The 14998-nt window shown below is 70.8% G+C and carries 16 protein-coding genes and 1 tRNA gene; 7 read left to right on the forward strand and 10 right to left on the reverse strand.

Features of this window, described 5'->3' with window-relative positions:
• Window positions 1-357 precede the first annotated feature (357 nt).
• Window positions 358-795 (forward strand): MarR family winged helix-turn-helix transcriptional regulator, encoded by a 438-nt coding sequence (locus EDF28_RS00605; RefSeq protein WP_123340836.1) that lies wholly within the window; start codon window positions 358-360, stop codon window positions 793-795.
• A gap of 116 nt (window positions 796-911) precedes the next feature.
• Window positions 912-2351 (forward strand): MATE family efflux transporter, encoded by a 1440-nt coding sequence (locus EDF28_RS00610; RefSeq protein WP_123936834.1) that lies wholly within the window; start codon window positions 912-914, stop codon window positions 2349-2351.
• A 233-nt stretch (window positions 2352-2584) separates the two neighbouring features.
• Here the strand turns inward: EDF28_RS00610 and EDF28_RS00615 are convergent, their stop codons facing one another.
• Together EDF28_RS00615 and EDF28_RS19090 are read right to left on the reverse strand one after the other, a co-directional pair.
• Window positions 2585-3190 carry a copper resistance protein CopC gene (locus EDF28_RS00615; protein WP_123936835.1) on the reverse strand — a complete coding sequence of 202 codons (606 nt, stop codon included), beginning with the start codon at window positions 3188-3190 and terminating at the stop codon, window positions 2585-2587.
• Between the two features lie 41 nt (window positions 3191-3231).
• Window positions 3232-3399: a hypothetical protein gene (locus EDF28_RS19090; protein ID WP_159570266.1), complete on the reverse strand. Its 168-nt coding sequence runs from the start codon at window positions 3397-3399 to the stop codon at window positions 3232-3234.
• A 213-nt stretch (window positions 3400-3612) separates the two neighbouring features.
• Here EDF28_RS19090 and EDF28_RS00620 point away from each other — a divergent pair, with 213 nt between their 5' ends.
• Entirely contained in the window at window positions 3613-4344 is a 732-nt protein-coding gene (locus EDF28_RS00620; protein ID WP_123936836.1) for an alpha/beta hydrolase, read from the forward strand.
• A gap of 127 nt (window positions 4345-4471) precedes the next feature.
• Here the strand turns inward: EDF28_RS00620 and argG are convergent, their stop codons facing one another.
• Window positions 4472-5914 carry an argininosuccinate synthase gene (gene argG / locus EDF28_RS00625; protein WP_123936837.1) on the reverse strand — a complete coding sequence of 481 codons (1443 nt, stop codon included), beginning with the start codon at window positions 5912-5914 and terminating at the stop codon, window positions 4472-4474.
• A 110-nt stretch (window positions 5915-6024) separates the two neighbouring features.
• Between argG and EDF28_RS00630 the strand changes: the two genes are divergently transcribed.
• Both EDF28_RS00630 and EDF28_RS00635 read left to right on the forward strand, forming a co-directional pair.
• On the forward strand, window positions 6025-6579 hold the full coding sequence (locus EDF28_RS00630) for an RNA polymerase sigma factor (protein WP_123293323.1): 555 nt from the start codon (window positions 6025-6027) through the stop codon (window positions 6577-6579).
• Window positions 6576-7448, forward strand: coding sequence for a hypothetical protein (locus EDF28_RS00635; RefSeq protein ID WP_123936838.1), 873 nt, complete (start codon window positions 6576-6578; stop codon window positions 7446-7448). Before EDF28_RS00630 ends, EDF28_RS00635 begins: the two co-directional genes overlap by 4 nt.
• Before the next feature lie 20 nt (window positions 7449-7468).
• Here the strand turns inward: EDF28_RS00635 and EDF28_RS00640 are convergent.
• The 4 genes from EDF28_RS00640 to EDF28_RS00655 all read right to left on the reverse strand — a co-directional run bounded on the left by EDF28_RS00640 (window position 7469) and on the right by EDF28_RS00655 (window position 9743).
• Window positions 7469-7540, reverse strand: a tRNA-Arg gene (locus EDF28_RS00640).
• Between the two features lie 13 nt (window positions 7541-7553).
• Entirely contained in the window at window positions 7554-8657 is a 1104-nt protein-coding gene (locus tag EDF28_RS00645) for an epoxide hydrolase family protein (RefSeq protein ID WP_123936839.1), read from the reverse strand.
• Window positions 8658-8718: 61 nt separating this feature from the next.
• Window positions 8719-9369 carry a cation diffusion facilitator family transporter gene (locus tag EDF28_RS00650; protein ID WP_260154451.1) on the reverse strand — a complete coding sequence of 217 codons (651 nt, stop codon included), beginning with the start codon at window positions 9367-9369 and terminating at the stop codon, window positions 8719-8721.
• A 20-nt stretch (window positions 9370-9389) separates the two neighbouring features.
• Entirely contained in the window at window positions 9390-9743 is a 354-nt protein-coding gene (locus EDF28_RS00655) for a helix-turn-helix transcriptional regulator (RefSeq protein ID WP_123936840.1), read from the reverse strand.
• Between the two features lie 130 nt (window positions 9744-9873).
• Between EDF28_RS00655 and EDF28_RS00660 the strand changes: the two genes are divergently transcribed.
• On the forward strand, window positions 9874-10707 hold the full coding sequence (locus tag EDF28_RS00660) for a CPBP family intramembrane glutamic endopeptidase (RefSeq protein ID WP_123936841.1): 834 nt from the start codon (window positions 9874-9876) through the stop codon (window positions 10705-10707).
• Between the two features lie 138 nt (window positions 10708-10845).
• On the opposite strand, the gene EDF28_RS00665 is transcribed toward EDF28_RS00660, so the two are convergent.
• The 3 genes from EDF28_RS00665 to EDF28_RS00675 form a co-directional block, all read right to left on the reverse strand.
• On the reverse strand, window positions 10846-11340 hold the full coding sequence (locus tag EDF28_RS00665) for an HNH endonuclease (RefSeq protein WP_111085210.1): 495 nt from the start codon (window positions 11338-11340) through the stop codon (window positions 10846-10848).
• A gap of 365 nt (window positions 11341-11705) precedes the next feature.
• Window positions 11706-12749, reverse strand: a complete 1044-nt coding sequence (locus tag EDF28_RS19650) for a C40 family peptidase (RefSeq protein ID WP_123936842.1) — start codon at window positions 12747-12749, stop codon at window positions 11706-11708.
• Window positions 12750-12926: 177 nt separating this feature from the next.
• Entirely contained in the window at window positions 12927-13622 is a 696-nt protein-coding gene (locus EDF28_RS00675; RefSeq protein WP_111085212.1) for a metal-dependent transcriptional regulator, read from the reverse strand.
• A 174-nt stretch (window positions 13623-13796) separates the two neighbouring features.
• On the opposite strand from EDF28_RS00675, the gene serC reads away from it, so the two are divergent.
• A complete protein-coding gene (gene serC, locus EDF28_RS00680) occupies window positions 13797-14912 on the forward strand; it encodes a phosphoserine transaminase (RefSeq protein ID WP_123340884.1) in 1116 nt (371 codons plus the stop codon).
• Window positions 14913-14998: the final 86 nt, after the last annotated feature.

Below are 14998 nucleotides of genomic sequence, written 5' to 3' on the forward strand. Positions count from 1 at the left end.
AACCGCCACCGCACCGGAGAGCCCGAGGCGACCCGAACGCCGCGGCCTCGTGGAGACGCACGCCGGTACCCGCCGGCGCGCGTCGGAGTTCATGGACGCCGGCGGCGTCGCGCTCGGAGCGCAGTGCGAGTCATGGGTCCCTTTCCCGGGCGGAGGTCCGCCGCTGCTGATCCATCCCCCGGCGGTTCGACGGGAGACCCGAACGGTCCGGCACCGGACCGAGGACGACGGCTGGTGAGGCCGTCTTCCTGTGCAAGCTACCAGCGCCACACCCCGAGGCCATACCCCCGTTCCGGGGCCGAGCCACGGGTCGGACCCTCGTTGACAGTTAGAGATCAAACAGTTAGAGTTCTGATCATGCAGGCACCGGATCTCACCACCCCGCTCGAACTCATGCGGTGGATCGGATGGGCACAACGCAAGGCGGCTGACGAGTGGGTCCGTGATCGGGACCTCACCCGCGAGCAGAGCTTCGTGCTCGGGTACCTGCAGCAGAACCCCGGGGCGATCCAACGCGACATCGCCGAGATCACCCGGACCAGCGCGGCCAGCGTCTCGAGCCTCCTGCAGGGCCTCGAGCGGCGCGGCCTCGTCGAACGGCGACCCGACGCCACGAACGGTCGGACGAAGACGGTGCACGCCACCCCGGCGGGCATCGACCTCATCGCCGGCTTCACCGACGCGATGGTCGCCCTCGACGACACCCTGCTCGCACCACTCGACACGGACGAACGCGCCACCCTGCGGCACCTGCTGCAGAAGGTGACCGCGGAGCTCGCACCGCCGACGCGGTAGCGCCGCCCCGGCACCGACGTCACCGGCGCGCTCGACGCGCCACGGGCCTCCCGGCCCCACCCCCGCACGCGACGGCATCCCGTCGCGCCCTCAGCCCTGCCCACGAGGAGGCAGTCATGACCACCACCACCCCCGAGAACACCGCCGCGGCCACCAACCGCTGGTACCTCTCCGCCGCCCCGATCGCCCGGGCCCTCGTGCACCTGTGTGTGCCGATGGCCGCTGCGATGGTCGTCAGCGCCCTGTACAACGTCATCAACGCCGGCTTCATCGGCTCGCAGCACGACACGTCACTGCTCGCCGCGATCACCTTCGGCACCCCGCTGCTCGGCATCGTCATGGCCGTCGGCGGCGTGTTCGGCGTCGGCGGCAGTGCCCTGATGTCCCGTCTGCTCGGCGCCTCGGAGCACGACCCCGCCAAGGCGCAGGACATCAAGCACGTCGCCTCGTTCGCGCTGTGGGGAGCCGTCGTCACCGGTGCGGTCCTCGCCGTCGTCGGGCTCGTGCTCCTGCGCCCCCTGGTCGCCGTGCTCGGTGCCGACGCAGCAGCTGTCCCCGCCACGAGCGAGTACGTCGCCGTGATGCTCGCGTTCGTCCCGGTGCTCGCCTCGTCGTTCGCCCTCGAGCAGATCGTCCGCTCCGAGGGTGCTGCACGCCAGGCGATGATCGGCCTGGTCCTGTCGACCATCGGGAACCTGGTGTTCGACGTGCTCTTCATCCTCGTGCTGCACTGGGGCGTCGGCGGCGCAGCGCTGGCGGTCGGACTCGCGAACGTCGTGTCGATCGCCTACTGGGTGACCTGGCTGCAGCGGAACAGCGAGAACGTCAGCTTCGCGCCGAAGTGGTTCACGCTCCGTGCCGACATCCTGAAGCCCGTCTTCGGCATCGGCGTCGGCGAACTGCTGCAGTCCGCCTTCCTGATCGTCACGACGCTCGTGCTCAACAACCTCGCCGCCGCCTACGGCGACGACCCGCTCGCCGCCATGGGCGTCGCGGTCCGCATCGCGCAGGTGCCGGAGTTCCTGGTGATGGGCGTCACGATCGGCGTACTGCCCCTGCTCGCCTACGCGTTCGGCAAGGGCGACGCCGCACGTCTCCGGGCCGCCCTGCGCGGAGCCGCCTTCACGGTCGGCGCGATCGTCCTCGTGTTCTCCGGCGCGGTCTTCACCTTCCGCGAGCAGGTGTTCACGATCTTCTCCGGCGACCACTCGGTCCTCGCGATCGGCCTGACGATCCTGACGGCGCAGCTCGTCGCCGCCATCGTGAACGGGTTCACGGGGTTGCTCACCTCGCTGTTCCAGGCGACCGGCATGGTGCTGCCCGCGATGGTGCTGTCGCTGGCGCAGGGCGTGCTGTTCATCCCGATCGTCATCGTCGGCAACCTGTGGTTCGGACTCGCCGGGATCATCTGGGCGCTGACCGTCACCGAGGTCATCGTGTTCGTCGCCGCGGTGGTGCTGTGGCTGGCGTCGCGCGGGAAGATCGCGCGCGGCCTGGCCGCCGGCAGCGAGGAGCGGGCGGACGCCGCACTCGAGGAGGCGCCCGCCGCCGCGTAGCGCGGTGCGCGGTGCGGTGCGGCGCGCTCGCATGGTGAGCAGAAGAGGTCGGGTCCCGTTCCAGGACCCGACCTCTTCTGCTCACCAAGCGGGGGTGAACGTGGCCAGCGTCTGACGGGAGGCCCGTGGCGGCCGGGTGGCGGGCCTCCCGTCCGGCGCGTGGCCGGGTGGCAGGCACGGCGCATGGTGCGCAGGAATGGTCGCGTGGCGCTCGGCCACCCGACCATTCCTGCTCACGAAGTGCGTCGGGTGCGGCGCAGGAGGAGCACGACGACGGCCCCGGCGGCGAGGACCGTGCCGGCGCCGAGCGCGACCCAGACACCCGGGGCGATGCCGGGCGCCGAGTCGGGCGCACCGTCGGATGCCCCGGTGGCCGTCGCGGTCGACGTCGGAGTGGGGGTGACGGGGTCCGACGTCGGCACCGTGGTCGGCGGCGCTGTCGCGGACGGCGTCGTGACGGCGGCCCGGTACTCGAACCCGTACGAGCCGTCGATCGGGTGCCCGTCCGGCGACACGTACCGCCAGAGCACCGTGTACGCGCCGTTCTCGAGGTCGACGGCCTTGCCCATCGTCATCCCGGAGACGGTCACCTCGCCCGTCGACACGTCGGTGCCGTCGGCGTCGGTGACCTGGATCCGCAGTCCGGCGTCGAGACCGGCGAGCGGTGCCTCGCTGAACGTCAGGTCGACCCGGTCGAGCGGTTCGGTGATGACCGCGCCGTCAGCGGGCGAGCTGCCGGTGAGCGCCGAGTGCGCCGAGGCCGGCTGGACCCCGACGAGCGCCAGGAGCCCTCCGACGACGATCGCGAGGGAAGCTGCCGTCGTTCGTCCTGTCCGCATGCACAGACTCTACAAGCCGTAGAGCAGCGGACCGGGACGGATCAGATCTGCTCGCCGAGGAAGTCGGCGTAGGACGGCTCGCGCCGTGCGTCACCCGTGCTGGTGGAAGCGTGACCGGTTCCTTCGAGGCGCTCGGCCACGAGGGCTTCGAGGTCCTCCGGCGACCGGAGGCCGTGGCGGTGCCAATCGTGCTGCATCCTGGCGGTCATGACGACCAGCCCTTCGTCGAGATGATGCGCATCTCGGATTCGTCCGGATCGACCCGCTGTGCCAGACCCCACATCTGTGAGGAGCATCGTGACGACGGGTCCCTGATGACCGATCCAGTTCCTCCACGGTAGGGGTTGCGTCCGACGCCGTCGAGCGCGGTGCGCTTCTCGGCCGATCGCACGCCGCCGCCCGGATCGCCGTAGCGTCGGGGCATGGAGATCCTGTTCGTCCACGGCGCCCTGGTCCGCGACGGTGCCTGGTGGTGGCAGCCCACCGCCGACCTGCTGCACAGTCGCACCGGAACCCGCGGCCGCACCGGCATCCGCAGCCGAGCGGTCTCGTTGCCGTCCTGTGGCGAGGGGCCGTCGGGACACCCCGACGGTGGGCTCGCCGAGGACGCAGCCGCCCTGCGTGCCGCCCTCGACGACAGCGACGGGGCGATCGTCGTCGGGCACTCGTACGGTGGCACCGTGATCGCCGAGGCCGGTCGGCACGACGCCGTCGCGCACCTGCTGTACGTGTCGTCGTACCTGCCCGACGTCGGGTCGGCGCAGGCGGGGATCATGTCCGACGAGCCAGACCCCGTGTCGATCGGGCCAGCGGGTGACGGAGTCCTCGCGGTCGCCGGGTACGACGCTGCGTCCTTCGGTGCGCGCTTCCTGCAGGACGCCGACGGGAACACGCAGCGAGCGGCATGGGAGCGGGTGACCGCCCAGTCGGCGGGGGCGTTCGTGACGCCGACGACGGCAGCAGGGTGGCAGGACGTCGACTCGACCTCCCTCGTCTGCATCGAGGACCGCAGCACCACCGTCGGGCTGCAGCGCGCGCACGCGGCGCGGGCGACGCGGAGCGTCGACGTGCCGACCGGGCACCACCCGTTCATCACCCGGCCCGACCTGGTCGTCGAGCAGCTGGAGCTGCTGCTCGGGGCTGCCACGGCCTGAATCGCCGCCAGGACGACGGACGGGAGGCGCGGTGCCAGCTGGCACCGCGCCTCCCGTCATGCTCTTTGCGCGTCCACGGCGCGTGACCGGCCGCGTGGTACCGGTCCCGTGGCGCTGCGCTCGTCAGTCAGTCAGTGCCGGAGTCGAAGGCTGCGCCCTCGGAAGCGAGGTCCGTCCGGCGACCGAGCGCGTCCTCGGCGTCCGAGGCGATGACGGCGCCACCGAGGATCTCCTCGGACTCGCCCGCCTCGAGCTCGCCGACGAGCTCGGCCGTCGCACCGCCGATGAGACCGGCCGCTGCGTACTGCTCGAGCCTTGAGCGGGAGTCCGCGATGTCGAGGTTGCGCATCGTCAGCTGACCGATGCGGTCGTCCGGACCGAAGGCGGCGTCGCCGACCCGCTCCATCGAGAGCTTGTCGGGGTGGTACGACAGCGCCGGACCCGTGGTGTCGAGGATCGTGTAGTCGTCGCCGCGGCGCAGGCGCAGCGTGACCTCGCCGGTGACGGCCGAGGCGACCCAGCGCTGCAGGGACTCGCGGAGCATGAGCGACTGCGGGTCGAGCCAGCGGCCCTCGTACATCAGACGCCCGAGTCGGCGGCCCTCGTTGTGGTACGACGCGACCGTGTCCTCGTTGTGGATCGCGTTGAGCAGCCGCTCGTAGGCGATGTGCAGCAGCGCCATGCCCGGTGCCTCGTAGATGCCGCGGCTCTTCGCCTCGATGATGCGGTTCTCGATCTGGTCGGACGCGCCGAGGCCGTGACGACCGCCGATCGCGTTCGCCTCGTAGACGAGTGCGACGGCGTCCGTGTACTCCTCGCCGTTGATCGCGACGGGGCGTCCGGCCTCGAAGCGGATGCTCACGATCTCGGTGGCGACCTCGACGTCGTCACGCCAGGCGGCGACGCCCATGATCGGCTCGACGATGTCCAGGCCGCTGGAGAGCTCTTCGAGGCTCTTCGCCTCGTGCGTGGCACCCCAGATGTTGGCGTCGGTCGAGTACGCCTTCTCGGTGGAGTCGCGGTACGGGAAGCCGCGGGCGACGAGCCACTCGCTCATCTCCTTGCGGCCGCCGAGCTCCTCGACGAACTCGGAGTCCAGCCACGGCTTGTAGACGCGCAGACGCGGGTTCGCCATCAGGCCGTAGCGGTAGAACCGCTCGATGTCGTTGCCCTTGTAGGTGGAGCCGTCGCCCCAGATGTCGACGCCGTCCTCCTTCATCGCGCGGACGAGCATCGTGCCCGTCACCGCACGACCGAGGGGCGTCGTGTTGAAGTACGTCTTGCCGCCGGAGCGGATGTGGAACGCGCCGGTCTGCAGGGCGACGAGGCCTTCTTCCACCAGGGCGCTCTTCGCGTCGACCAGGCGGGCGATCTCGGCACCGTACTCGTGGGCGCGGCTCGGGACGGCGTCGATGTCCGGCTCGTCGTACTGACCGATGTCGGCCGTGTACGTGCAGGGGATCGCCCCCTTCTCGCGCATCCAGGCAACGGCGCAGGAGGTGTCGAGACCCCCTGAGAACGCGATACCGACTCGTTCGCCGACGGGGAGACTGCTCAGGACCTTGGACACGGGGTCAATCGTACGGGGAGTCCGGGGGGCGCTACCGTCCAGCGCGACGGTTGTGGAGAACTCGTCCCGCGAACCGGGAACCGATCCGCTGCGCCCGGACAATACAGGGCATGAACCAGATCACGGGGGACCGAGCGGACTGGGCGCTGGGCATCGCCGGCGACGGCCGGGCGGTCGGACGCGTCTTCGACCGCCACGCCCCACGCCTGCGCCGGCACGCCGTCGGCCTCGTCCCCACACCGGCCGACGCCGACGACGTCGTGGCCATCGCGTTCCTCGAGGCCTGGCGGAAGCGCGAACGCGTCCGCTTCGTCGACGACTCCATGCTGCCCTGGCTGCTCGTCACGGCGACGAACACCGCGCACAACCTGACCCGCGCCACCCGCCGTCACCGGCTCTTCCTCGGGAGGTTCCCGGTCGACGACCCCGCTCCCGACCCCGCAGAGTCGTTCACCGACGCCGAAGCGGTCGCAGCATTGCGCGGGCTCCCGATCGCAGACCAGCGGGTCCTCACGCTCTGCGTGCTCGAAGGCCTCGGCGAACGCGAAGCGGCCGCAGCCCTCGGGGTCGCACCGGGCACCGTGAAGTCCCGGCTCCACCGGGCGAAGGCACGACTCCAGCAGCAGTACTCGACGTCAGCGGAACCCCTCGGAGGCACACTGTGAACGACCACATCTCCCCTCGTCTCGCCGCGATGCGCGACGCCCTCGTCGCCGACGTCGACGCAACGGCCCACCCCGCGCGTCGGCGGCGACCCACTCGCGGCACGGTCGCCGCGGTCGTGACGGCCTTCGCCGTCGGCGCCGGACTCACCGGAGGGATCACGGCTGCGGCGCTCCCCGGCGCCACCGCGGACGCCGCACGCGAGGATCTGCTCGCGACGACGACCCGCTACGGGACGGTCGAGGTCAACCACGCATCGATGCTCGGCTCCCCCGCGTTCACCGTCACCCACGGCGACGCCTCGTTCTCCCTCGGCGCTCGGCCGGAGGGCGCCGACCGGGTGACGCTCACGTGGGAGTGTCTCGACCCCGGCACCTTCACGGTCGAGGTCGGCGGGACGACCGTCGCGGACGCCGTCGCGTGCACGCCGGGTTCCATGCCGCGATGGAGCCTCTCCCCGCTGACCGGATCCGGAGCGGCCGCCGTGTCGGTCTCCGGTGGCGGCGGTGCCCGCTACGCCGTGTGGGCGTCGTGGGCCCGGTCGGCACGGATCGCGCAGCCCTCGCCCCAGCAGCAGGCTGCGATCGCCGACGGGACCATCACCCTGGCCGAGTACACCGCCGCCTTCGACCGGCTCGCGGCCTGCATGGCGCAGGCAGGGCACCCGATCGGCGACGTGGCGCCGTCGTGGTACGCCGACGGCTTGTGGTCGAGCACGGGCCCCGGCGCCGGCCCGTGGTACATCTGGTCGACGCCGACCGAAGCCGTCGACGTCCTCGACACGCAGTGCGCACCGCGCGAGTTCGAGCAGGTCGACACTATTTGGCAGGGCGAGCACCCGATCCCGGAGGACCCGCCGGCCGCGGGGTGATCCGCGGCGCCCGGCTTCGGTGCCCCTGGAGGGACTCGAACCCCCAACCGTTTCCTTAGGACGGAACTGCTCTTCCATTGAGCTACAGAGGCTGGCCCGTCCACTCTAGCGGCGGAACGGCTCCAGGAAGGTCGTCAGCTCGTCGACGTACAGCGCCGGTTGCTCGAACGGCGCGAAGTGCCCGCCGCGCGGCATCATCCGGTACGACACCAGGTTCGTCGTCCGCTCCAGCCACGCCCGCGGCGGCTCCACCAGGTCGCCGGGGAACAGCGAGAACCCGGAGGGCACCTCGACCCGTCGGGCCGACTGCTCCGGCGGGATGGCGGCGTTCGCGTGGTACATCCGCATCGCCGAGCCGATCGTCCCGGTGGCCCAGTACTCGGTCAGCAACGCGAGCACCTCGTCCCGCGTGTAGACGGACCACAGGTCACCGTCGCAGTCGCTCCACGACCGCAGCTTCTCGACGATCCACGCGGCGAGCCCGGCGGGTGAGTCGTTCAGGCCCACCGCGGCGGTCTGCGGCTTGGTGCGGTGCATCATCGCGTAGGCCCCCTCGGCGTCGCGCCACCGTGCCGTCGCCGCGACGAACCCGCGCTCCTCCGGCGACAACGTGTCCAGGTCGATGCCGGGCCAGGCGAGCCCGCCGTCGATGCGGTGCACGGCGACGACCCGGTCGGCGTGGTCGAGCGCGAGGTACCGGGCGACGTGCGTGCCGATGTCCCCGCCGGCGACCGCGAACCGTTCGTAGCCGAGCTCGGTCATCAGCTCGGCCCACATGCCGGCGACCGCTCGGGCGTCGATCGGCTGCGGCGGGGCGTCGGAGAACCCGTACCCGGGCATGTCCGGCACGATCACGTCGAAGCCGGCCTCGACGAGCATCGGCAGGACCTTGCGGTACCGCCATCCGGAGTCCGGCCAGCCGTGCGCGAGCAGGAGCGGCAACGCGTCGGGAGTGCCCGCTCGGGCGTGCAGCACGTGGATCCCGGTGCCGTCGATCGTCAGCCGTCGGCTCGGCAGTGCGGCGAGCGCCGCCCGGTGCGCGTCGAAGTCGAAGCCGTCGGCCCAGTACTCGATGAGCGACCGGAGCTCGTCGACGTCCGCCCCGAGCGACCAACCGGCGCCGGCGGGTGCGTCCGGCCAGCGCGTGGCCCGCAGTCGCGCGCGGAGGTCCTCGATGGTCGCGTCGTCGATCTGCGGTGTCTCGCCCATGCCCGCGACGCTACTCAGCGGGACCGACACGTGGACGGCGGTCACCGCACCCGAGCGCGCGTCAGCAGCAGTCGCAGGCGTCGGCCGTGCGCTCGCCGGTCAGGGCGGCGACCGGCTGCTTGCAGGCATCGCCCCGCCAGGCCTCGAGCCCCTCGCGCACCGCGAACACGACGACCACCAGGCCGGCCACCGGATCAGCCCACGACCAGCCGAACAGCGTGTTCAGGAGCAGCCCGACCAACACCGCGGCGGACAGGTAGCTGCACACCAGGGTCTGCTTGGAGTCCGCGATCGCCGACGCCGAACCGAGTTCCCTCCCGGTCCGCCGTTCGAGCAGGCTGAGGAAGGGCATCACGGCCAGGCTGACCGCCGCCAGCACGATCCCGACGGTGCTGTGCTCCGGCTCGCGCACCCCGGTCAGGGTCAGCACCGCGTCGACACTGACGTACAGCGCCAGCGCGAAGAACGACACCGCAATGACCTTGAGCGCGACGCGCTCCCGCGCCTCGGGGTCCGGCCCGGCGAACTGCCACGCGACGGCAGCGGCGGACAGGACCTCGACGACGGAGTCGAGTCCGAAGCCGATCAGGGCGGTCGAGGACGCCACCGAACCGGCGGCGATCGCGATGGCCGCCTCGATGACGTTGTACGTGATCGTCGCGGCGACGATCCACCGGATCCGTCGCTGCAGCACCCGTCGGCGATCAGGCACGACCGTAGCCGTCACACCGGTCACGCGCCGGGTCCGCAGCAGAGCGGGACGTCGCAGTCCTCGTCGGTGCAGGCTTCGCCGTCGTCGACGGCGAGCACGACCTCGAGGAGCGAGCGGATCGCAGCCCCGAGGTGCGGGTCGGCGATCTCGTACCGGGTGGAGCGCCCCTCGGGCACCGCGACGACGATGCCGCATCCGCGCAGGCAGGCGAGGTGGTTCGAGACGTTCGACCGGGTGAGCCCCAGGTCGGTCGCGAGCCGACCCGGGTAGACCGGCGCTTCGAGCATCTCGAGCAGGATCCGGGAGCGCGTCCGGTCCGCCATCGCCCGGCCGAGCCGGTGCATGACGTCGAGCCGCGGGGCTATGGTCAGCATTCGCTGACCATACAGCACACGCTGACGCATCGAGTGCCCTACCCCGGCAGGCGGACCCGGGATACGGCAGGCTGGGACCCTCTGCCACCCACCAGGCACTGCACACGACAGACACCTCAGGGGAAACCACATGACGGATCAGACGACCGCGAACGCGTGGCAACGCTTCTGGGCACGCGGCGGGTGGTGGCGTTCGGTCCTGCTCGCCGCCGTCTACCTGCTCGTGTACCTCGGCATCAGTCAGCTGATCGGCCTGTTCGTGCGGCCGTTCATCGACCTCGACGACCTGTACGGCGACCCCGCGAGCGTGCTCTTGGCCTCGATCCTGCCGATCGGCCTGATGGGTCTGCTCCTGCTGCTGTTCGCGCGCTCACTCGGGTGCCTGCCGCACCTGTTCCGCCGGCGCTCTGCACGCGCCCCGCGGTGGATGTGGATCGCGGTCGTCATCACCGTCGTCCCGCCAGTGATGAAGCTCGCCGGCACCGACTGGTCCCGCTTCACCCCCACGCTCGTCCTCGCGATCTTGTTCTTCGGCCTCTGCGTCGGGTTCGCCGAAGAACTCCTCACCCGTGGTCTCACGGTCGAGCTGCTCGAACACCACGGGTACAGCGAGCGTGCGGTCTACGTGCTGTCGTCGGTCGTCTTCGGGTTGATCCATCTGCAGAACCTGCTCGGCGGCGGCAACCCACTGCTCGTGTTCGCGACGGTCGGCTACGCGATGGGCTTCGGCGCGATGATGTTCCTCGCGCTCCGGGTGAGCCGGTGGCTCATAGTCCCGATGCTCCTGCACGCCCTCACCGACCCCACCACCCTGATGGCAGCGGGCGGCATCAACGATGCGCACGCCGTCGTGACCGGCGGATCGCACGCGCTGGTCACCTTCGCGTCGCTGTTCAACTTCGTCTACATCGCCTTCGGGATCGTTGCGGTCTTCCTCCTGCCGGGCCGCAAGCGCGCGCTCTGAACGCACCCACCTGACGGCCTGGAGGCACGTGGCGGGTTCGCCACGTGCCTCCAGTCCGTCACGGAGTGAGCACAAGACGACGGGTCGCCACCCGCGACCAGTCGCCTTCTGCTCGCTCGGCGCCTGCAGCGCAGGCCGCTACGCGGCCACGAGGTACTCGTCCCACTCCGCCTGCGGACGCTCGATGCCGCGGACGACCCACGACGAACCGTGCGGGATCTTCGGACGGAAACGCAGCCGCCACCCCATCTCCTGCGGGGTGCGGTCACCCTTCTCGTTGTTGCACGCCAGGCAGCAGGCCACGAGGTTCTCCCACGAGTCCTGCCCACCGCGCGACTTCGGCTGCACGTGGTCGATCGTCGTCGCGTGCCGGTCGCAGTACGCGCACCGGTTGGCGTCGCGGCGCAGGACTCCGCGACGCGACACCGGCACGAGTCTCGAGTGCGGGATGCGCACGTACCGGGTGAGGATGATGACGGACGGCCGATCGAAGCTCGAGGTCGACCCGGTGACCGGGTGTTCGAGGTCGGCTGCGACGACGGAGGCCTTCTGGTTCATGACCAGCACGAGGGCTCGTCGGAACGAGATCACCGCGAGGGGCTCGTAACCGGCGTTGAGGACGAGAGTGCGCATTGGTTCCCTTCCGACGTGCCTGGACGGCTTCCAGGCGCTGCGGGTGCGTCGGACCGGGGTCCTTCGCAGGTGACCGTCGCTCGCGCACACGTCCCCTGAACCACGAAGAGCACCACCCGGATGGGCAGTGCTCTGGTCATGCAGGGGCGTGCTCGTGCACGCAGGCGGTGGTCGACCGTATGTCGATGCGCGCGCGCCGACCCATGGTGCGGGTCGTGCGGAACAACGACATGGGGTCTCCCTGCTCGGGGCCTTGCGGACCGGTGCAGCGCCAGGCTACGTCAGAAACCGGCCCGGCACGAGGGTGCACGGGCCGGTTTCGGCGATGTTCACGGGTTCGATGCCCCGCGGTCGGGTCTGATGCCTCAGATGCCGAAGCGGACGATGTGGTAGTCGCTGGTCCAGATCGGACGGATCGACACGGAGCCACCGGGCTTCGGGGCGTCCATGATCATGCCGTTGCCCATGTAGAAGCCGTCGTGCGCCTCGTTGTTGAAGATGACGACGTCGCCGGGCTGCGCCTCGGACTCGGGGATCGTGGTGCCGGCCTGGTCCTGCAGCGGCACGGAGTGCGCGAGGTTGATGCCGTACTGGGCGTAGACGAACATGACGTAGCCCGAGCAGTCGAAGCCGGACGGGTCGGCGCCGCCGAAGACGTACGGGGTGCCGATGTACTGCTTGGCGGTGGCGACCACGGCCGGCAGCGAGAACGGGGTGTCCGCGGCACTGGAGCTGGCCACGTAGTCGGCGGCAGACGGACCGGTGTACGAGGCGTACTGCTCGGCGGTCTGGGCACGCGCCGCCTGCGTGGCCGATGCTGCCTGCTCGGCCTGCTCAGCGGCTGCCTCGGTCGCTTCGGCCTGGTCGGCTGCAGCCTGCTTGGCCGCTGCACGTGCGTCGAGCGTCGCGGTCGACGTGGCGCCGTAGCCGTCGCGGCTCGTGCCGGCCAGTGCGACGGCGTCGGACACCGAGAACTCCTGGCTCTGCGTCGCACGGACCTGACGCTGCGCGTTCGCAGCCTCGGTGCCGGTGGAGGTCTGCGCGGCGAAGGCCGGCGCGACCGCCACGGTGCCGAACATGCCGGCGGCGACCGTCAGGACGATGGGGGCGAGGAACTTGCGCTTGCGCGACGACGAGCTCGCCTTGGCAGCGGTCGCGGTGGCTGCGGCCTGTGCGGCACGACGGCCACCGGGGAGCGGGGCGGAGCGGACCGGGACGACCTTGCGGGTCGGGCGCGCGTCGGCCTGGCGGACGGACCGCCGGGTGAGCGGTGCGTCGGTGGCGTTCTCGGTGTTCGTCGGGTTGGCGGGCGTCTGGTCGTCCGCGGCGGAACCGGTCTGCGTCAAGGGTGTGGTCTCCGGCGTCTCGTCATCACGCTGCCGTGGGTGTCCGGCGACGTGCAACCCCATCCGTTCGTCATCGTTTCCGATCGAGGCAGGAGACGGGTTCGAGACGTCCTGCCACGGGTCTCCGGCTCAGGCGCAGCGCGGGGACTCGACGAGTGTACGGGGCCGTCGTTACCTTGTCGAGATGAAACGGGCCGTTTGTAACGAAACGGTAAAGAAGCCCTGGTCAGGGCCCTGAAATCAGTCCCGCTCGATGTACACGTGCTGCGCGACCTCGACGGGGAGCTCGATGCCCGAGTCCTCACCCTCGACGCGGACGGCGACGTAGGCCCCGGCGCGCTGCACGCTCGCCAGACGACCGGGCATGACGCCGGCCGTGCGGAGCTGGTGCAGGAGCTCGGGCTCGAACTGCACGGGCTCGCCCAGACGACGGATCACACCGGTCGCGACGGCGTCGGTGCCCTCGGTCGCGGCGACGATGTTCTGCACGCCGTCGAGGAACCCGGCGGCCGCGGGACCGCCGATCTCGGCCAGGCCGGGGATCGGGTTGCCGTAGGGCGACTCGGTCGGGTTGCCGAGCATCTCGAGCAGGCGGACCTCGACCTGCTCGCTCATGACGTGTTCCCACCGGCAGGCCTCGTCGTGGACGAACGCCCAGTCGAGTCCGATGACGTCGGCCAGCAGGCGCTCCGCCAGACGGTGCTTGCGCATGACGTGGGTGGCTCGGGAGCGCCCTTCGTCGGTGAGCTCGAGGTGGCGGTCGCCGGAGACGACGACCAGGCCGTCGCGCTCCATGCGGGCGATGGTCTGCGAGACCGTCGGGCCCGAGTGGCCGAGGCGCTCCGAGATGCGAGCGCGCAGCGGAACGATCGCCTCCTCCTCCAAGTCGAGGATGGTGCGAAGGTACATCTCCGTGGTGTCGACGAGATCGGTCACGGTCCGCCTCTCATGTCTGGGCCCAGCGGCCACCACCCTACTTGTTCGGACCGACGAACTCCGACCGACACTTGCACGGGGCAAGAAGAGGGCCGTGGCCACAGCGCTCCAGGCCTCCCCGTCCGGCCGGTACAGGCGCACCAGCACTGGGATCGCGCTCGGTAGGATCGGTGCATGGCAGACATCGTCATCCCCGCCGAACTCCTCCCCACCGACGGCCGCTTCGGCTGCGGACCGTCCAAGATCCGCGGCGCGCAGCTCGAGTCCCTCGTGACGCGCGGGGCCACGATCCTCGGCACGTCCCACCGCCAGAAGCCCGTGAAGGACCTGGTCGGCAGCGTCCGCTCCGGGCTCGCCGACCTGTTCCAGGTCCCCGAGGGCTACGAGGTCGTCCTCGGCAACGGCGGCTCGACCGCGTTCTGGGACGCCGCCGCGTTCGGCCTCATCGAGCGTCGCGCAGAGAACCTGTCCTTCGGCGAGTTCGGGTCGAAGTTCGCCAAGGCCGCCGGCGCCCCGTGGCTCGAGGCACCGCACGTCGTCGAGGCCCCCGGCGGATCGCTCGCCGCGCTCGAGCCCGTCGACGGCGTCGACGTCTACGCCTACCCGCACAACGAGACCTCGACCGGTGTCATGGCCCCGGTCGTCCGCGCCGCCGGTGACGCCGGAGCACTGACCGTCGTCGACGCCACGAGCGCCGCCGGTGGTGCCGCGTTCGACGTGGACGCCACCGACGTCTACTACTTCGCCCCGCAGAAGAACTTCGCCTCCGACGGCGGCCTGTGGCTCGCGCTGTTCTCCCCCGCCGCGATCGAGCGCGTCGAGCGCATCGCAGCGAGCGGTCGGTACATCCCCGAGTTCCTGTCGCTCAAGAACGCCGTCGACAACTCGCGCCTGAACCAGACGCTGAACACCCCGGCGATCTCGACGCTGCTGCTGCTCGACGACCAGGTCCGGTGGATCAACGAGTCGGGCGGCCTGGCCTGGGCGGACACCCGCACGAAGACCTCGTCGTCCACGCTGTACGACTGGGCCGAGTCGGTCGACTACGCGACGCCGTTCGTGACCGACCCCGCAGCCCGCTCGCAGGTCGTCGCCACGATCGACCTCGACGACTCGATCGACGCCAAGGCCGTCGCCGCGACCCTGCGCGCGAACGGCATCGTCGACACCGAGCCGTACCGGAAGCTCGGGCGCAACCAGCTGCGCGTCGCGACGTTCACCGCGATCGACCCGGATGACGTCGCGAAGCTCGTGCAGGCGATCGACTTCACGGTCGACGCCCTGCGCTGAGCCGTCCGTCGCGCGGGCCAGCGCCGGCGACGAACACCACGGAAACGACGAAGCACCACGGGATCCCGTGGTGCTTCGTCGTTCTT

Origin of the sequence: Curtobacterium sp. PhB137 (genome assembly GCF_003814955.1) — a bacterium.
Classification (GTDB): domain Bacteria; phylum Actinomycetota; class Actinomycetes; order Actinomycetales; family Microbacteriaceae; genus Curtobacterium.